Annotated in this window: 10 protein-coding genes and 2 pseudogenes; 7 read left to right on the forward strand and 5 right to left on the reverse strand. The window is 65.3% G+C overall.

Features of this window, described 5'->3' with window-relative positions; genetic code table 11:
* Positions 1-174: 174 nt before the first annotated feature.
* Positions 175-1,278, reverse strand: coding sequence for an IS256 family transposase (locus D0Z08_RS05425; protein ID WP_118923395.1), 1,104 nt, complete (start codon positions 1,276-1,278; stop codon positions 175-177).
* Positions 1,279-1,801: 523 nt separating this feature from the next.
* On the opposite strand from D0Z08_RS05425, the gene D0Z08_RS05430 reads away from it, so the two are divergent.
* The 4 genes from D0Z08_RS05430 (at position 1,802) to D0Z08_RS05450 (ending at position 10,418) form a co-directional block, all read left to right on the forward strand.
* On the forward strand, positions 1,802-3,298 hold the full coding sequence (locus D0Z08_RS05430; RefSeq protein WP_220454058.1) for an aldehyde dehydrogenase family protein: 1,497 nt from the start codon (positions 1,802-1,804) through the stop codon (positions 3,296-3,298).
* 237 nt (positions 3,299-3,535) lie between these two features.
* Positions 3,536-4,801: an acyl-CoA dehydrogenase family protein gene (locus D0Z08_RS05435; protein WP_118923397.1), complete on the forward strand. Its 1,266-nt coding sequence runs from the start codon at positions 3,536-3,538 to the stop codon at positions 4,799-4,801.
* Between the two features lie 706 nt (positions 4,802-5,507).
* Entirely contained in the window at positions 5,508-6,668 is a 1,161-nt protein-coding gene (locus tag D0Z08_RS05440; RefSeq protein ID WP_118923399.1) for a hypothetical protein, read from the forward strand.
* A gap of 1,854 nt (positions 6,669-8,522) precedes the next feature.
* Positions 8,523-10,418, forward strand: a complete 1,896-nt coding sequence (locus D0Z08_RS05450) for a hypothetical protein (protein WP_118923403.1) — start codon at positions 8,523-8,525, stop codon at positions 10,416-10,418.
* Between the two features lie 233 nt (positions 10,419-10,651).
* Here D0Z08_RS05450 and D0Z08_RS05455 read toward each other — a convergent pair whose 3' ends face one another.
* From D0Z08_RS05455 to D0Z08_RS05470, 4 genes and pseudogenes are all read right to left on the reverse strand, one after another.
* Positions 10,652-11,479 (reverse strand): PaaX family transcriptional regulator, encoded by an 828-nt coding sequence (locus D0Z08_RS05455; protein WP_118923405.1) that lies wholly within the window; start codon positions 11,477-11,479, stop codon positions 10,652-10,654.
* Between the two features lie 66 nt (positions 11,480-11,545).
* Positions 11,546-12,070 (reverse strand): annotated as a pseudogene (locus D0Z08_RS33680) (aldehyde dehydrogenase family protein); the annotation flags it as partial.
* 50 nt (positions 12,071-12,120) lie between these two features.
* Positions 12,121-12,711: pseudogene (locus tag D0Z08_RS33685) on the reverse strand (aldehyde dehydrogenase family protein); the annotation flags it as partial.
* Between the two features lie 98 nt (positions 12,712-12,809).
* Positions 12,810-13,853: a cupin domain-containing protein gene (locus D0Z08_RS05470; protein ID WP_118923409.1), complete on the reverse strand. Its 1,044-nt coding sequence runs from the start codon at positions 13,851-13,853 to the stop codon at positions 12,810-12,812.
* A gap of 134 nt (positions 13,854-13,987) precedes the next feature.
* Here D0Z08_RS05470 and D0Z08_RS05475 point away from each other — a divergent pair, with 134 nt between their 5' ends.
* Genes D0Z08_RS05475 through D0Z08_RS05485 form a run of 3 tightly spaced genes read left to right on the forward strand, consistent with a single transcriptional unit; the run spans position 13,988 to position 18,836 of the window.
* Positions 13,988-15,772, forward strand: coding sequence for an FAD-dependent monooxygenase (locus tag D0Z08_RS05475; protein WP_182481168.1), 1,785 nt, complete (start codon positions 13,988-13,990; stop codon positions 15,770-15,772).
* Positions 15,769-17,910: an acetate--CoA ligase family protein gene (locus D0Z08_RS05480; RefSeq protein WP_118923413.1), complete on the forward strand. Its 2,142-nt coding sequence runs from the start codon at positions 15,769-15,771 to the stop codon at positions 17,908-17,910. Before D0Z08_RS05475 ends, D0Z08_RS05480 begins: the two co-directional genes overlap by 4 nt.
* Complete coding sequence (locus D0Z08_RS05485) at positions 17,907-18,836, forward strand: fumarylacetoacetate hydrolase family protein (protein ID WP_118923415.1); 930 nt, start codon at positions 17,907-17,909, stop codon at positions 18,834-18,836. Before D0Z08_RS05480 ends, D0Z08_RS05485 begins: the two co-directional genes overlap by 4 nt.
* Positions 18,837-18,886 lie beyond the last annotated feature (50 nt).

Raw genomic sequence — 18,886 nt, forward strand, 5'->3', positions numbered from 1 at the left:
GAAGGCCACGGACAAAGACGTCGGGTGTGGATCCCAGCGTCTGCCCCGCGGTCGCGTCCGGCCTCGAGCGAACGACCGGGGTCGCGAGCTGGCGAGCATCGACGACAGACGTGCGCCGGCCGGTCAAGTCCCGTGGGGTGGTGTACGAGGTGATCCCTCGGTTGGGCATGTCGGTCAGGCCGTGAGGGCCTGCAGTTCGGGCTCGGTCACCTCCTCGGGATGGGTGGCGGTGTCGAGTGCCTGGGCTCGGGCGAGGACGTCGAGTCCGAGATGGCGGCGGCCTTCTGCCCACTCGTCGTGCTGCTCGGCCAGGACCGCGCCGACGAGCCGGATGATGCTGGCGCGGTCGGGTAAGATGCCGACCACGTCGGTGCGGCGTCGGATCTCGCGGTCGAACTGGGCGTGCACGGCCTCGGCGTCGGGCTGGTCGTAGATGGAGTGCAGCAGCGCCTTGACCCAACCCCAGCTGCTCTTCGGGGTCGCGGACATCAGGTTCGCGGCGTAGTGGGTGCGGCAGCGCTGCCAGGCCGCGCCGGGCAGGGTTGCGCCGATCGCCGACACCAGACCGGCGTGCGCGTCGGACGTGACGAGCTTGACCCCGGTCAGGCCGCGGGCGGTCAGGTCGCGGAAGAACGCCAGCCAGCCGGCGCCGTCCTCACTCGAGGTGACCTGCACGCCGAGGATCTCGCGGTGCCCGTCGGCGTTGACGCCGGTCGCAACCAGCACGTGCACCGGCACCACACGCCCGCCCTCGCGGACCTTGAGCACCAGAGCGTCGGCGGCCACGAACGTGAACGGCCCGGCGTCCTCCAACCGGCGGGTGCGGAACTCCTCGACGTGCTCATCGAGCTCCTTGGCCATCACCGACACCTGGCTTTTCGACAGGCCGGTGATTCCCAGGGTCTGCACGAGCTTGTCCATCCGGCGGGTGGAGACACCGAGCAGGTAACAGGTCGCGACCACCGACGTCAGTGCTCGTTCGGCACGCTTCCTACGTTCCAGCAGCCACTCCGGATACAGCGAGCCGGTGCGGAGCTTGGGCACCGCGACATCGAGGGTCCCCACCCGGGTGTCGAGGTCGCGGTGCCGGTGGCCGTTGCGGGAGTTGACCCTCTCCGGTGTCCGTTCGCCGTAGCCGGCGCCACACACCGCATCGGCCTGCGCGCCCAGCAGCGCGTTGACGAACGTGGTGAGCAGGTCACGCATCAGATCCGGGCTCGCCTGGGACAGCTGCTCGGTCAGGAACTGGGCAGGGTCGATACTGGGTACAGCGGTCATCGCGGTGTGTCCTTCTTCGAGTCGGTTTTCGCAGATCACTCGAAGGATCCACCCGGTGGCCGCGCCTACGTTGGAGGCACGCGCTCACTCAGGTCCGTCGTACACCACTCTGCTGGACTCCACTCGCCGGCCCCGGCGTCGCTGCACCAAGAGCGCCTGATCTCGATTGGTTGCGTGTGGCTCAGGCTCGCTCGTACCCGCCGTAGCACATGTCTATGCCCTGTCGCATAGCCAGAGTGGACGCGAACCCAAGCAAGCGTTTGGCCGCGGCTATGACGATCTCGAACGTGCTTTGGCCAGGGGAGTCTGGACCCGACGTCTGCCCGGCAGCGAAGTCTCTGGCGAGCCCTGCCGGGCCTGCTGCGTCGACCGTTGACACCGGGAGGGCAACGGGCTAGCGTGACGGAGAACACCCGACCGGCTAGTCGGTCGGGAGAGCGAAGACTAGGTCAGCACGGCCGCCACTCGCTTGCGATGGTGCCGGGGCCATCAAACTCCAAAACTTCTACCTACTGGAGATCACGTGACTATCGAGACAACGTCTATCGGAGCCGCTCAGGCCAAGAACCCGAAGGTTCGCGAGTGGCTGGAGTCGCTGACCCCGGGCCTCCTCATCGGAGGAAAGTGGGTCCCTGCTCAATCAGGCAAGACTTTCGAGTCGATCAACCCGGCGACGGAGCAGGTACTGACTCACGTCGCCGAAGCCGACGCGGCGGACGTCGACGAGGCGGTCCGGGCGGCCCGCGCCGCGTTCGAAGGTCCGTGGTCCCGCACGAGTCCGCACGAGCGGGGCGCCTACCTTCGACGGCTGGCCGGCCTGATGGAGGCTCACGCTGACGAGCTTGCGGAGCTAGAGACCCTCGACAACGGCATGACGATCGGCACCGCCCAGGCTTTCGTCTCTCAGTCGATCGAGAGTCTGATCTATTTCGCCGGAGCTGCCGCTCACGTGAGCGGGCACACCCAGCCCTCGGCTCCCACGTTCTTCAACTACACCGTTCGTGAGCCGATCGGCGTCTGCGCCGGCATCACGCCGTGGAACGGGCCGCTCCAGATGGCCATCTGGAAGATGGCGCCCGCGATCGCGGCCGGCAACACCGTGATTCTCAAGCCGGCCGAGCAGACACCCCTGTCTGCCCTCCGGTTGGGCGAGTTGGTGATGGAGGCCGGGATCCCCGACGGCGTGGTGAACGTCCTCACCGGATTCGGGCCCGGCGCCGGCTCGGCAATCGCTTCCCACCCTGGCATCGACAAGGTCGCTTTCACGGGTTCAACCGAGGTCGGCAAGCAGATCCTGCAGGCGTCCACAGGGAACCTGAAGCGCGTTTCGCTGGAGCTCGGCGGGAAGTCCCCGAACATCGTGTTTCCGGATGCCGATGTCGAAAAGGCCCTGCCGGCTTCGATGGCTGCCTTCTCGGTTCTGTCGGGTCAGGTCTGCGTGGCTGGGACCAGGCTCTTCGTGCAGCAGGACTTCAAGGACGAGTTCGTCGATCAGCTGGCAACCTTCACCTCGGGGATCAAGGTCGGCGACCCCTTTGACCCCGAGACCACGATGGGTCCGCTCTCTTCGAAGGAGCAGTTCGACCGGGTGCAGGGCTACTTCTCGGTTGGCAAGGACGAAGGAGCGACCGCACGCGTTGGTGGCGGCACCATCGGTGGCACCGGCTACTACGTCCAGCCCACGATCTTCGACGGCGTGACGCCCGACATGCGGATCGCGCGCGAGGAGATCTTCGGTCCCGTCGTTTCTGTCATCCCGTTCTCCGACGAGTACGACGCAGTGCTCCAGGGGAACGACACGAACTACGGCCTCGGCGCCGCGGTCTGGACTAGCGACGTGAGTCGCGCGCTGACCGTGGCTCGCCAGCTGAAGGCCGGAATGGTCTGGATCAACAATTACCTGACCACGGACCCGACCATGCCGTTCGGCGGATACAAGGAATCAGGCATCGGCCGGGAGCAGGGTCCGAACTGGTACCACCAGTACACCGAGGAGAAGGCTGTGTTCATCAGCCTGTAGGGCCCAGGGCCCGGGCCTCCAAAGGGCTCGGGCCTTCCGCCGCTCGGCAACGGGGGCCTCCACCCGCAGCCGACCAGCAGACCGTCCGAAGACGCGGTTCTCACCGTCGAGCTCAGAACGCTGCGGTGCAGTAGGAAGAACAGCAGTTGAGTCAGCTACAGCCACCCACATCGGATGTAGCACACCCAAGATCACGGCATTCAACGATGGGGCCGTGACTCAGAGAGGAACACACGCATGACGCAGGACACCGCGGTTCACACCGTTATGGAGGAGACGGCAGGTACTCCCGCTACCGCGCCGGTCTCAAACCCCGGCTTTGCGCCGGAGGCCCGCGCAGAGCTCGTTCAGCGCGCAGCTGAGCTCGTTCCACTGCTGCTGAAGAACGCCGACTGGGTGGACCAGAACCGGCGGGTGCACCCCGAGAACCTCGAAGCCTTGAAGGCGTCTGGCATCTTCAGGATGTGGGTCCCCAAGCGCTACGGCGGCTACGAGGCAGACATGCGTACCCACATCGACGTCACTCGCGAGCTGGCGCGTGGGTGTGCGTCAACGGCGTGGGTCGTCGGACTCATCACCTCCTGCTCGTTCAACGCAGCGCTGTTCTCGCGCCAGGCGCAGGATGAGATCTTCGGTGTCGACCCGGACGCCCGCGTCGCCGGGGCTCTGGATGGGGCAGGCACGGCGCGGAAGACGCCGGGTGGCTGGACGGTCGGCGGCACTTGGGGGGTCGCGAGCGGCTGCCTGCACTCTGAGTGGATCGCTCTCGCCGCGCCGATGCTCGACGACGACGGCAACATCGTGAACCTCGGCTTCTTCCTCGCTCCGATTGGTGAAGTCGAGATCAAGGACACCTGGTACACCGTCGGCATGCGAGGCACGGGGAGCAACGCGATCGCTGCGCCGGACATCTTCGTGCCCGAGCACCGTGCGGTGGCTCTCCTTGGACCGGAGGGCTTCATCGACCAGAGGATTACCAACGATGAAGCCGAGGTCCTTTATCGCGTGAAGCTTGGTTCGATGGCTTCGCTCGCAGAGATCGGTCCCCAGCTCGGACTTGGAGCCGCTGCCCTGGAGACGGCCCTGGAGCAGGTGCACAAGCGGAAGGTCTCGTACACGATCTACGAGCGCCAGATCGACGCAACGGCGACGCACCTCGACCTCGCCCGCGCATCGACCATGATCGACGCAGCGCAGCTGCTCGTGTACAGGGCTGCTGCGGACGCCGATGCCGCAGCCTTTGTGAACCAGGACCTGGATCTCCTCAACAGGGGCCGAATCCGTGCCGACTGCTCCTATGCGTCGTGGACTGTGCGCCAGGCCGTCGACATTCTCATGATGATGTGCGGGGCCGGAGGGATGGCGCAAACGAACAGGCTCCAGCAGATCTGGCGTGACCTTTCCACTGTCACGCTTCACGCTCTCATGCGTCCGGCGGTGACGGACGAGGTTTACGGCCGACTCTTGTGCGGGCTTCCTGCAACGGTCACGCCCGTCCTCTGAGAGACCTGCTCAGCGGGGTCCCGGGAGGCTCGGAACCCCGCTGAGCAGCCCCCGTTCCTTGGTTGTTCCGCCGAACGCGGCTCGGCCAGGGTCAGTGCACAACGCCAACGGAGCGGGCAGAGCCCCATGACTGCGGGCTGTCCGCGCAAGGGTTACCGGCACGCCGGTCGGCTGTAGCCGGGAAGTTGTGGTTCGCCAGCCCAATCGCCTGGAAGCCTTTCCTGTTACCACGCGGGGATATGTCGATCTCGAGTCCACGTCGCTTGGTCGATGCGCGGGCTAGAAATGTCGACAATTGTGTTGAACGAATTCCGCGATCCTGTCGACCCGTCGAGCGCGAATCAGCACCAAGGCGATCACGTCGTCGGCCGGCAAGTTCGTCGTGAGGTACATGGCCCCGCTCCGCATGAGAATGTATTGACAGCCACTGGCCCTTATGCCAAATTGCTGTCAGCCTCGACCCGACCGACTAGTCGGGTGGTTTCCCGCTAATGACTGGTCGGAGACTAGTTGCGCATCGTGATCCGATGTCCGCGAATGGTCCTCGGTGTCAATCGTCCTTTTCAGCAGGTCCGCCAAGGAGCCCACTGGGACTTCAGCAATCCGAGTCGCAGTTCCGCCGCGACCCTCCAAACACCGAGTCTGCGCAGCCGGATCGATCGGATTGGTCGACGATCGGGTGTCTTGCGGACGCTAAGGAGAAATCATGACAACTACGTCCGAGTCCACCTCCAGAGGCGAAAGCGAGCGCGTACCTGCCTTCGGGCGTGCCACGCCAGCGGTCGCCATCGTTTCGATCCTCGTCGTCTCGGTCGGCTCCTGGTGGCTGATAGGCGACCCGGAGTGGAGCGTGGTAGGCGCGAAGGTGGCCACCCCGGAGGAAGCGGCGAGTAAGTCAGCCATCGTCAGCTGTGTGCTGTTCTGGGTGATCATGATGCACATCTTCACCGGATTCACCTTCGGCAACTGGCCATTCTCGAAAGTGCGTCAGCCGCTGTCCGGCCTGCTCCAGGTGGTCGCCGACATTGTGCTCGGAATCCTCGCTACCTTGCTGTGGACCAGGGGAGTGGGACACTGGGATCCGACGTTCTCCGCGACCATCGTGGGTGGCGCTGGCTATACGGCGGCCGCGTTCATCGTCTTGATCGGGTTCTTTGCCTATGCCTTCTTGCCCACGGCCGTTGCTGGCTACCCATTTGAATCAGTGGAGGGACCGCTCGCGAACGTCGGGCAATGGCTACTCGGCGCGTTCCTAACCACAATCGGCGTCGTGACTCTTGTCTACCCCAACTTCAACGCGCAGCTTGCGCCGAACGCGCCTGTGTCTCTTTCGACCGCCGTCGGGTGGACCTACTCGAGCATCGTGGTCGTGATCGTGTGCGGCATGCTCCTGCAGAACGCGCCGTGGGCCGGCATCGCGAACCGGCACCTGAGAAGCGTGGCTGCACTTTCGATCGTCCTCGGCGGTGGCTATGTCGTGATGCTGATTCTCCAAGCGGTTCTGGGCCTGATCGTGCCCGCGTTTGTGAAGGACGCGCCGACCTACCTCAGTGAATTCGAAACTGCACAACTCGGCGTGTGCATCGCCGCATGTGCACTCGTTGCCGGGCTGCTGATGAGCCCATCGACGAACAAGTCGGTTGCAGCGAGCCGTGGGTTGCGAACCGCTGTCGTGGTCGCCGCGGGAATCCTGATCTACGTGGCCCTCATGAGGTTCGTCGGCGTGAGGGTGCTCCACTTCCCGGCGATCGATGGCAGCTATGGAGGCAACCCGCTGCTGTGGGTCAACTGGACGATCCTGATCGTCCTTTGGCACTCAGTCGCCTTTGGCGGAACGCTGGCAACCCGGCGTAGCCGAGGAGTCTGATCAAAGCCCTGGCGGCAGAAAGTGCCAGTCGTCTTGGTGGCGGCCTCACTTCCTGGTCTTGGAAGACTGAGGCCGCCACAGGCGACCGCTCAAATGCACCCCGGTCGACTCCATCCCGACCAGGGCGATCCCCGCGGTGACAAGCCAGTCCCGAAGTGCCAGCAATTGTCCGGTGGTGGTGGCTGACGTGCGTGCCTCACGGCGGATCTTCTTGCGCTGGCTACCCTCCACGCGCACGTGGTCTTCACAACGTGGCCTTGCCGATGTCGATACCCGCACCCCGGGGTGGGATCACCTTTCTTTATTCCTCCTCCGGACGCTGAAACTCGAACCCAGGAGGGCCCACGCGGACGGACGAGGTGCACTCACTGCTCAAGCAACATCACGGGCCCCTGAAGGCCGCCTCAGTGTCAAGTTTGAGGACGACGGGCTCGTGACACCGGTCCGTAGCTACGTCACCCAAGCCGCCCGCCAATTCTCTTCCTGGGCGCCCACAGTCAGGCTCCATCATCAGTTACAGATGGTTGGCGCATCGAACAGATCGTCAGCTCCGCTGAGCCGCGTGTGGCGAAGCCCAAGGAGCAACCGGACCAAGTGCACACAGGCAGGCCCCTCGTCTCGGCTTGCAGGCCCCCCATGGACGCGCCCCATGGGTAAAGCGCAGCGTCATGAAGCCGTTGTCCTGGCAGGTCACCCACAACTGGCGCTCGCCAACGCGCGGTCGGTCCGGGGCCAGGTATCGGATGGCGACTTCCGGTGAGCGGGAGACTTGCTGCCCCCGATGCCGTCGGGTTCTTCAATGTCCTGGTCACCCATCTAGGGGAGGGGCTGCGAGTTCGGGGTTCCGCCAGCCCGCAGTTCTCGAGAGGAGCGTTGCAGTGAACTGCTTGGGACGCGTTGCGGGGCTGCCGCGATCGGCGCACTCGCCGCCCAATTTTGTACGTCAGCAGGAGGACGTGAGCGTGGGGCTTGACCGCAAGATTGCATTCACCGCCGGCGTCTGGGGCCTGATCGCCGTCTGGCTGCCAGTTCGCACCCGGGCCACCAGCGTCAAGCGGAGTGCGGCTGACGCGGATCTTGGCGCTAGATCATCCAGATCGTCAGCGGGTGAGAGTGTGGGCGCGGACGTTTCGCCGTGTGAGTGCCCGGAAGCCTTCCATGAACTCGGAGTGCACCGCCCCGGCTATGAACCTCCCGACAGCGCGCTGCCATACCCGGATGCGAAGGACCGGGCATGAACCCCGCCACAGGAGGCAAGACCGGAACCAGTAGCCCGACACTCGGCGATTTGCAACAAGGCTGCGGCCAGGGCGAGCGCCGTCAACGCGCGCCACGTTCCCTCGAAACCCGGTGTCCCGTGGTCTATGCGCAAGCGCACACCCGCGTGGAAGAGCGGGCACAGCGCGACCGTTGCTCTCTGCCCCCTTGACGAGACCTACCTCAGCGAGGCACCTTAGATTCTGTATCCGGGATCCTGGATCCCGGATACAGACGTCGCGGGGCGAATGCTCGTCGGCGGCGCAACTCGAGTCTGGCCTTGAGCGTCACCTACTACTTCAGATCGGGCTTAACCAAATGAGATCCTTCCATGGTCGAGAAATGCGTTTGAGCGGCCTTCTGTGCTGCGTAGCTGTGATGGTTTGCGCGCTCGTGGTCCAGCCGGCCGCGTTAGCGCGAGGGGCGGCTGCGAGCCCCGAGTTGCCGGTCAGGGCATCGGGTGCGAGCCCCGAGTTGGTCAGCGCAGCGAGTGTCGGCACCGGGTGTAGCTCGTCGCCTAACACCACGTGCCGACTCTTCGTTTCGCCCCTAGGGAGAGACTCCTGGCCGGGCACGGAACGACAGCCGTTCGCCACCGTGCATCGCGCGCAGCGCGCTGTGCGCGCGATTAACACGCAGTCGGACGCCTCCATCGTGGTGACTTTGGCGGATGGTACCTATTACTTGCAGCGGCCGCTTGAGCTCACGGCCGCGGACTCGGGAGAGCCCGGTCGGCCTGTCGTCTGGCGCGCCGCGCCGGGCGCCAGGCCGGTCCTCAGTGGCGGGCGCGAGATCGGGGACTGGAGATTGTTCCACGCGGGCCGCGGAATATATCGTGCGCGCTTCGCGGGGGAGACGCGACAGCTGTTCGTCGATGGCGAGCGCGCGGTGCGCGCCCACCAGACAGGATTCAACCGGGACGAGTTCACGAAGACCGAGACCGGCTTCGAGGTCGAGGGCTCGGCGGCCAGGGTACTGGCCGGCTTGGCGCGACCAACGGATGCTGAGTTTGTTTCGTGGTATCACTGGCGGATGCATCGCTGCGGCGTCGCTGGAATTGAGATGCGCGGCGAGGGCGACTCACTGCGAGCGATTGTGACGCTGGATCAACCGTGCTTCTCCAACGCCAACCTCACGGCTTACTACCCGAACGCGTGGAACATCGGCTCTCCGAACTTGATCGAGGGCACCCTCGAGTTCCTGGACGAACCCGGTGAGTGGTATCTCGACAAGGACAACGGCTGGCTCTACTACAAGCCGCGCCCCCACGAAGATGTTCGGGCCGGCGACTCCGAGGTGATCGCGCCCGTCCTCGAGACGTTGGTCGCGGGCCGCGGCAAGATCGACGCTCCAGTCCACGATATCCACTTCGTCGGGCTCACCTTCGCCGACGCGACCTGGCTGCACCCAAGCTCGCCCGCGGGGTACGTACCCGACCAGACGATGTTCCGGTTCCCCGACGACGGCGGCGACAAGCAGCCCACCTGGGCTCACCCGTTCGAGGTGGAGCGCACCCCGGGTAACGTGCGCTTCAGATTCGCCCACCGAATCAAGTTTGTCAACGACCGCTTCACTCGCCTGGGTTCGGTTGCCCTAGATTTCGATACCGGCAGCCAGAACAATTCCGTGATCACGAGTAAGTTCACCGACCTGTCCGGTACGGCAATCCAGCTTGGGGGTGTCGACCCGGCGGACCATCACCCTTCCGATGACCGCCAGGTGACGCGCGACAACCACATCGCCGACAACTCGATCACCCATGTGGGGTTGGACTACTACGACGGGCTCGGGATCTTCGTCGGCTACACGACGCGTTCGAACATCGAGCACAACTACCTTGCCCACCTGCCCTATAGCGCCATCTCAGTGGGATGGGGCTGGGGGCTGACCGACCCCGGCGGCCACCATGCGGTCGACAGCTGGACGAACCCCCCGCGCGAGAACGCCGGTTGGCCGGTCTACCAAACGCCGACCACGAGTTCCGGGAATCGCGTCGCGGCAAACCGAATGCACGACTATATGAACGAGCTAAGCGACGGGGCCGCCGTCTACGTTCTCGGCGCCCAAGGTACGTCATTTGCTAGAGGGATGACCATCGAGGAAAACGTCGCGACGGAGCAGCATGGCCCGATGCACATGTTGTACTCAGACCTCGGCAGCCGGTACCAGACTTGGCGCCGCAACGTCGTCGTAAGCGCGTCCAAACCCCACGCCGCAGTCTTGACCGCCGAGCTGCTGCTGGGCGTCCCACGAACTGACCTCATCGAGGCAGTTCAGGGCGGCCCGCTCACGGCTGCGGGAGGGTGGGGCCCGTACGGTGACCTGCGCTACCACGGCAACTACTGGACTCCAGTGGGAGGTCCGTTGTTCTTGTGCTGCTCGACATCCGGAACCGGCGGCGACCCGGTGAACGTCGAAACACGGGACAACACAACCATCCTGACCCTAGACCAGGCCCCGCGGGAGATCGTAGACGCTGCCGGGCCGCGTTAGTCGACCGCGCTCTGAGAGCGGCAGGAGAAGGGAAGTACGAAAAGGCTTCCGACTTCCTCGGCTCCCTGCTCTCGCGAACAATGGTTCGCGAGAGCAGGGAGACCGGCCGACGTCCCGCGCCAACTACAGTATGCGAAATTCGAACAGGGAGGACTGCTTCAGGGTCGAAAACCTGGTCGAAGCGATTTTCCTCCTCCGCACAACGGCCGGTTCGGATCGACATACCCGAGGGTTCAGACTGACGTGATGCTCTGAAAGTGGCGCAGGGCTTCGGGCTCGAGGATGTTAAACGCTTGGATAAAGAGTTGGTGCGCGTTGAAGGCTGGCCAATCGGGCGGCAAGAGTTCCGGCGGTAGACCGGGGTCGCGAAACGGAAACCTGCGGTATTCGTGAATCAGTTCAGTCCGTTGGATTAGGGCATCCCTTCCGACGAGTCGTGGCGCGATCTCGTCGATGAGGGTTTGACACTTGTCTCCGAATGCCTGGTAGTCGCGACCCAGCGACGTCAGATCCCAGCAAATCATCGCTCGTTCGATGTCGGTTCGCCTTCCTCCGCCTTCCACTTCGAAGAGGTCGAACCAGATGGAGTCCTCCGCAGCGAGCGCTTGCTCGGCCTCCTCGAGTCGGTTGTGGGCCGAGATCCAGGTCGAAGGGGCAAGCTGGCCGAAGCCGAGCCAGGATAATTCAGTCTTGAGCCGGTTCCGGATTGCCCGCTGGCTCTCCGGGACGCTGAAGATGGCCATGTACCAGCGCCCGTGCCATGGCGTGGTTGGTGGCCCGCTCATGATTCGTTCGAGGCCTGAATCGAGAAGTTCCCACCCCTTTTGGGACGGCTGGTAGACGCTGGTCCGGCCGTTGCGCTCGATGGTGAACCATCCCTCTCGGGCGAGGCGGGACATCACCACTCGTGCGGAGTCGGCGGGGACGCCGAATGCGCCGAGAACGGGCGTGAGTTGGCGCAGTGAAATGCGTCCCCCTGTTCTTCGCACGTAGTCGCCGAAGATGTCGAACACCACGGAGCGGGCTCGCATGGGTTGCCCGTCGCCCAGGATCGCCGACAACGTGAGTCCTCCTGTCACCGTCTATCGACCTGCTTTGTGACGCCACAACGCCAGCGGCACGTGACACTACGCTCCGTGGTACCTCGAATGCGACCCGGTCTGCTCGTCGACAGGATCGTCACGAAGAGGCATAGTCCGTACTCGTTGTCGTTGGCCCAGGTGTGGGTCTGCTCTTCGCAGTCGTAGGCGACGACGGGCATGTTCGGACCGATCTGCTCGCTGGAGGCGCTCCAACGTCGTGGTCGACGTGGGGGAGCACATGGTGAACATTGCGCCACGTGCCGGGGTCGAGCCCTTCTCCGGGGTCGACGACTCCCCGACGCACTGTCCTTCTCGGCGGTAAGCTCCACCACTCGGTCGCATCGAGCCTTGTTGTTGAGGGACCGGCGGACGTTTCTGGTTGAGTGCGTGTCCGACCTTGTGACCGGTGATGCGGTCGCAGAGGGCATGGACGAAGGTGTCGTCGTAGGGTCTCGGCACGTAGACCAGCTTGACGGGAAAGCAGATCTGCGTGGTGCCGGTGTAAATGCCGGGGAGCATCGGGTCAAGCGTGAGCTCGATGTCAGCGTTGCCGAGAACGATGTCGGGGTCGTTGCCGCCAGCGCAACCGACCCTGCGGGTGAGCGGGGCGAGGTGATCGCCTGGCTGACCTCGGTGTCGCCGATGACTACGTTGATGACGCCGTCGGTGTCCTCGGCTGTCGCGCGCTTGAGCAGGAGAGTCATGGCTGCGTGTGCGAACGGCGACGGCTTGAGGACGAGGGTGCTTCTTGGGGCAGCTGCGAGCACCAGCTTCGTCATGGTGAGGACGACGGGCATGTCCCAGGGAGGATTACCTGGACCCACGCGGCGGGGGACCACCTCGATACTGATGGTCAACTCGTCTTCGTCATAGGTAGCGGGGCAGAGCAACTGCTCGGCCAGGCTCGCGGTGTGCTGCAAGCACGCCGCTGCCGAGCAGGAAGTCGGTCTGCGCCTCCGAATGAACGCGGCCGTGGTCGCAGAGGAGGAGCAGGAGCGAGTTCCGCGGCGCTTGCGGCCATGATCTCGGACGCCCTCGTGAGGGCGGGGACGCGGTCGGAACGGGAAAACACGGTTCCGCGTAGTGAGGGCCTTGTGGCGTGGCGAACGGGCGCGGTCGACGTCTGCGGCCGCGCCGAGGGCGCCGCGGGTTGCCGCGGTACCGAGCCAACTGGGTCCATGTGCGCGCAGAGCTCGTGGATGTCGAATCATCGATGAGGTGGTCGACGTGGTTGCTGTGAACCCGTAGGCTCAGTCGCCGGACGCCAGATCATTGGGAGAGTCCGGCCTAGCGTTCGTCGGCGCGCGGATCAGTCGACCGGCCGCTCGCGGTAGAAGCCGAGGGCTCGCTGAGCAGGCTCGTCGGTGTAGGACATGAGGGTTGCATCGCCGGTGGAGGCGTTGACGTGACGATGGGGAGCCCACGCCGGGATGGCGAAGACGTCCTTGGGGCCCCACTGCAGGACGGTGCCACCGACCTCGGTGCGACCTTCGCCGGCCACGACGTGATAGATCGTGCTGGACGTGTGCTGGTGGGCGCGCCCGTCGAATCGTGCCGGAAGGCGTGAGATCCGGCAGGACATCGTCGGCATGACGGGCCCGCCGGTGTGGGGGTTCGTGTACTCGAGCATGATGCCGTCGTACAAGCTGCCGGTGGCGTCGTCGCTGATGCTGGTCAGCGCCCTCTCGGTCTCGGTCCACGGATAGTTGCCGATCGGCGAGTTCACGGGGTTCCGCGGCACCCACGTCGGGTTGAGGCGACCGTGAATGAACTGCCGGCTGGAGAGGTCGTCGGGCGTGGCAGGCTTCTGCAGGCGTTGGCCGTAGAGTTCGAAGAAGCCGGCCTCCATGGCATTGGTCAGGGGGTAGTCCAGGCCGTCAAGCCACATCATCGGGCCGTCGCCCTCGTGGTAATGGTCGTGCCAGTGCCACCCGGGGGTGAGCAGGAGGTCGCCGGGATGCATATGCACGCGCTCTCCATCGACGGTCGTATAGGCGCCTTCGCCCTCGATGATGAATCGGAAGGCGTTCGCGGTGTGCCTGTGTGCCTGTGCCGTTTCGCCCGGCAGGATGATCTGGATTCCGGCATAGAGGTTGTTCACCGTTGCAGGCGGCTCGGTCATCCCTGGATTGACCAACATGAGAACCCGTCGCTCGGCCTCCTCCAGAGAGAGCGCGTCCGCGAAGTGGAGCATGTGAGGACGTAGCCGTTGGTAGCCCCACAGGTAGGGGACAGCGCGGCTACGCGGCTCGCTGTCGAAGATCGCGCCGTAATAGCGCCACAGCGGCGATGCGCCAAGCTCCTCGATCTCGGCGTAGTGGTCGGTGTCCGGACGGCTGCGGCTCGCGGTCATGATGTCGCCTCTCCTTGTCTCCACGCAGTGAGTTTCGTAGTGGACGAAAGCACACCTCTATTGAAACAATCCCTTGACCGATCGTCAAGGTTATGTTTCGCTTTGGTCGTTCGCGAGCTCCCAGGAGGTTTGTCATGAAGGTCTCGATCGTCGGCGGAGGTCCAGGTGGCCTCTACCTGGCCAGCCTGATTCGCGAGCGCACACCCGGCGCCAGTGTGGAGGTCTTCGAGCGGAACGAGCCGGAGGCGACGTACGGCTTCGGGGTCGTGTTCAGCGAGCCCACCTTGCGCAACCTGGTCGCCGGGGATCCCGGCGGCTTCGACGCGCTCTTCGCGACCTCGCGCCGCTGGCCAGGCATCGACATTCGGATCAAGGGCCGCAGCTTTCGAGCCGAAGGCAACGGGTTCGCTGCCATCGAGCGGCGCACCCTGCTTCGTGCGCTGCTCGACCGGGCGCGCGCCGCGGGCGCCGTTGTACACAGCGCTCGCGACGTCGCACCCGGTGACCCTGTGCTCGCCGACGCCGACGTCGTCGTCGTGGCAGACGGCAGTAACAGCTTGTGGCGACGCTCCCACGAAGCCACGTTGGGCGCCAGCGTCGAGCAAGCGACCGCGAAGTTCATCTGGTTCGGCTCTACCAAGGTCTTCGACGGCATGACATTCCTTTTCGAGAAGAATGCCGACGGCTGGTTCGCGGTCCATGCCTACCCATACAACGATAAGAGAAGCACCTTCGTGGTGGAGACTGATCAGGCCACGTGGCAACGGTCTGGTCTTGACGCCTTCGACGTAACCCAGCCCCCGGGGCTCTCGGACGAGGGCAGCGCCGCCTATGTCGAGAGGCTCTTTGCCAAGCACCTCGACGGCGGCCGCATGATCCTCAACAACTCACGTTGGGCGAACTTTCGCACGGTGCGGACCAACCGCTGGCGCATCGACGGGCGGACAGTCCTGCTCGGCGATGCTGCGCATACCGCCCACTTCTCCGTCGGTTCCGGAACCAAGATGGCCCTTGAGGACGCGCTTGAGCTTGCCGGCCAGATCGATGCAGTCGCGGCCGGCAAGGACCTGCAGACCGCACTGGCTGACTATGAGCGGATCCGGCTCGCCGACGTGCGGCGAATTCAGAGCCTTGCCCGCCCCAGCCTGTCATGGTGGGAGCACTTCGGTGAGTACGCGACGGCCTTGGCGCCATCTCAGTTCGCCTTCCACTTCCTGACCCGGAGCGGCCGAGTCGGCCGACGGCGACTGGCCGACGGCGACCCAGGGTTCATCGCCCGAACGGTTGCCGACATCGCCGGCGACCCCTCCCGTGACGGACTCCGGATGAGCTACCTGCTCGGGTGTGAGCCATTCGTCGATCGGGTCGTCGCACTCGACGCAGGTCAACACGCTGCCACGGTCGACGCCGGCAGGCTGACGTTGCCCGACCTCCGCGGCGGTGTACCGGCCGGAGGCTACGCCACGGTGGCGTCCGCACCCGGGCTGCCCAAGATCGTCTGGACATGCGCCCCGACGCGTCTCGACGCGGTCTCTGCGCACGTCTCCGATCTGGTCACGGCGACGGAGCCGAACGCCGTCGTGGTCGTCGAAGCGGCACCGCCCGGTGATGACGCGGGCGGCTATGCCGAAACGGCGGTGGCTCAGCGCCGAACGAGTGAACTTCTCCGACTGCGCCATGGCCACGCAACCATAGCCGTGCTGGCCGGGCCCGACGCGGACCTGGCGGAGTCCTTGGTCCTAGCCGGCCGGGCAGACTTGGTCGCGGTACAGGCATCCGACGTCGACGGCATGCTGATGGTCGGTGACCAGACGTGCGCAGAGTCCCCGGATCCACCTTTTGACTCTCCGGCGCACGTCGGATCAACGCCGGGAGAGCGGCAGATGCTGACCGCCGACGCTCGCGAGATTCAGCGATGAGCCCGGTCGAGCCGCCAGCACAGGCGGAGATGACAAGGCGGGGTCTGACACGGTTGTTTGCTCCGAAGTCGATCGCCGTTGTGGGCGCCTCCGCGGATCCAGAGAAGGCGGGCGGAGCTCTCATGACGGTATTGGCGGGATTCCCCGGGGCGATCTACCCCATCAACCGGAGCGCGGACATGATTGGCGGCAAGACCGCCTACCCTGACGTGGACTCGACGCCGGAGCCCGCCGATCTCGCGATCGTCGCGGTGCCACCGTCGGCAGTGTTGGGTGTCCTCGAACAGAGTGCCCACGCCGGCGTCGGCGCCGCGGTGATCTGCACCGGCGGATTCGCCGAGGCGGGTGAGGAGGGCGCGGCACTCCAGCACCAGATCCACGAACTCTCTCGTCGGACCGGATTGCGCGTCCTCGGCCCCAACACCTCGGGCTTCGTAGCTCCCTGGCAGCTCGTGCACGCAACCTTCATGCCCGGCGTCGCCGAACTACGCCCGGGCCACGTGGCGATCATCGCCCAGAGCGGCGGCGTCAACCTGGCCGCCTCCTTCATGACCGCACAGCGTGGCCTCGGGCTGAGCCTGGCGGTTGGTATCGGCAACGCCGTCGATGTCGACTTCGCCGATGTCCTCGACCACGTCGCGTCCGACCCGACCACACACGCCGTCGCGCTTCACCTCGAGGGAGTCGCAGACGGTCGACGCCTGATGGCGGCGATTCGCCGTACCGCAGCCATAAAACCCGTCGTGGCCATGAAGGTAGGCCGATCCGACATCGGTGAGTTCGCGCAGTCCCACACCGGCGCGATGGTCGGAGATTGGGCCGTGGCCAAGGCCGCCCTGGAACAGGCAGGCGCCGTGGTCGTCGAGAACCTCACCGACCTGGTCGATGCCGTCGCCGTCCTGTCGACCACCCGCATGCGGCCCGGCGCCCGGTCGGGCATAGGCATCGTGACCGGCCAGGCAGGTCCCGGTCTGATCATCACCGACGCGCTGGCCGCGGCTGGCATCGATGTGCCCGCACTCTTGCCCGAGACGAAGTCGGTCATCGAGTCACTGCTACCGCCGCTGACCTATCAGGCGAATCCGGTGGACACCGGCCGGCCCGGAGAGACTTTCGTCGAGATCCTGCAGGCGGTCGGCAACGACCCTGGCATCGACGGCATGATCGTCTACGCGCTCCAGGAGCACGGCACTCGCGACCTTGTCGAGACCCTCGAACGCGACGCCCACTCGCTGCCTCCCACCGTTTTCGTGACCGGCGGCCCCGGAGCCGAGATTGCCTCGCAGCGCGCCCAGTTGGCAGACAAGGGCATCTGGACGGTCGACGCCCCGGATCGCGGCGCTTTCGCCATGGACTGCCTCGTGACCGACGCCCGCGTCCGGCACCTGCACGCGGCAGCCGTTGACGAGCACGCGGGCGATCAGAGCACGAACCGCCCAGGCGCCGAGGAAGCCGCGATGCAGATCGAGGGACTCACCGGACACGGCAACCTCGACGAGGCTCAGGGCAAGGCAGTGCTGCAGGCCATCGGATTCGCCACACCCAGACGGGTGGTCTGCGATGAGACCACCGACGTCGAAGCCGCGTTCGTTCGGCTTGCGAAGCCAGTCGTGGTCAAGCTCCTCGATGCCGAAGTGACCCACAAGAGCGCCGTCGGCGGCGTCCACCTCAACGTATCTACTGAAGCCGACTTGCAGGTTGCACTGGCGGCAACCGGCGCCGCGACCTCTGGTACCCCGCGATGGCTGGTCGAGGAGCAGGTGGGCGACGGTGTCGAACTCATCCTCGGCGGTGTGCGCGACGGCTCATTCGGCGCCACCGTCGCCCTCGGCGCCGGTGGCACCGGCGTCGAATGGGGACAGCCACCGATCGTCCGGACCGCCCCTCTCACGCGGGCTGGCGCGGAGGAAGCGGTCGCGTCCATGCCGCCCGCGCTCCTGGATGCCATGGGGCCTTCGGCCGTCAAAGAGTTGGCCGATCTCGTCCACCGGCTTGGAGCCCTCTTGGCAACGCACCCGGAAGTACGAGAGATCGATGTCAACCCGCTCCGCTCGACCGACCAAGGACTCGTCGCACTCGACGCCGTCATCGTCCTGGACGATGCGACCGGAGCCGGCCCAGAAAGGAACCAGCCATGAGGCTTGCCCACTTCACCGATCGACGCGCTGACCGCCGTGACGGCCATGCCGAGCATTTACTCGGGGTCGTCGTCGGCGACGACATTCTGGATATCACTCACTTGGTACCGGGGGAAGGCGGCCGAGGCTTCCCACTCCAGCGACTGATCGAGCACCTCGAGAACGGTGGCGTTGTCGAGCTCGACCCCACCGCCCCAAGTCGCCATCTGAGCGAGGTTCAGTTGCTCTCCCCGCTCCCGCTCCCGCCGAAGATCCTTGCGGCCCCGGTCAACTACCTCGACCACAAGGCGGAGATGCACGTGGAGCACACGGTCGCCGACCTGGGCATCTTCCTCAAGGCGCGCACCAGCGTGATCGGACCCGACCAGGACGTTGTGCTGCCCTATACCGACAGGCGTTTCGACCAAGAGGCCGAGCTCGGTGTCGTGATCGGCCGACACGCCCGCCACCTCTCCGTGGAATCCGCGATGGACGCGGTCTTCGGCTTCACCTGTGTGCTCGATATGAGCCTGCGCTCCACCGAGGATCGCTCGACGCGCAAGTCCTTCGACACCTTCACGCCGATCGGACCATGGATCGTGACCAAGGACGAGGTCGGCGACCCCGCGGGCTTAAACCTGTGGTGTCGCGTGAATGGCGTCGAGCGGCAATCGACAAGCCTCGCCGACCTGATCTTCGACGTACCGACGTTGGTGGCCTACGCGAGCTCGGTCATGACCCTCGAACCCGGCGATGTCATCGCAACCGGAACTCCTGCCGGCGTCGCTCCCGTCGGCGACGGGGACACTATCGAGATGGGCATCGAGGGCATCGGTACGCTGAAAGTGAGGGTCACTGCGCACGGTGCCGTCAGGTACGAGGACCGCACCGGGGCGCATCTCGATCCCAGCCGCATCGCCTCGACTCACACGCGGGCCGGCCGGTAGGCGTTCGGCCAGCGAGACGCGTGGCGTGGTTTCTGGCACTTGTGACGTGC

The organism is Nocardioides immobilis (assembly GCF_003515065.1).
Taxonomy (GTDB): Bacteria; Actinomycetota; Actinomycetes; order Propionibacteriales; family Nocardioidaceae; genus Nocardioides; species Nocardioides immobilis.

Coding starts and splice junctions, on each gene's coding strand:
- D0Z08_RS05425 (WP_118923395.1), bottom strand. CDS start 1,278: ATGACCGCTGTACCCAGTATCGACCCTGCCCAGTTCCTGACCGAGCAG.
- D0Z08_RS05435 (WP_118923397.1), top strand. CDS start 3,536: ATGACGCAGGACACCGCGGTTCACACCGTTATGGAGGAGACGGCAGGT.
- D0Z08_RS05440 (WP_118923399.1), top strand. CDS start 5,508: ATGACAACTACGTCCGAGTCCACCTCCAGAGGCGAAAGCGAGCGCGTA.
- D0Z08_RS05470 (WP_118923409.1), bottom strand. CDS start 13,853: ATGACCGCGAGCCGCAGCCGTCCGGACACCGACCACTACGCCGAGATC.
- D0Z08_RS05475 (WP_182481168.1), top strand. CDS start 13,988: ATGAAGGTCTCGATCGTCGGCGGAGGTCCAGGTGGCCTCTACCTGGCC.
- D0Z08_RS05480 (WP_118923413.1), top strand. CDS start 15,769: ATGAGCCCGGTCGAGCCGCCAGCACAGGCGGAGATGACAAGGCGGGGT.
- D0Z08_RS05485 (WP_118923415.1), top strand. CDS start 17,907: ATGAGGCTTGCCCACTTCACCGATCGACGCGCTGACCGCCGTGACGGC.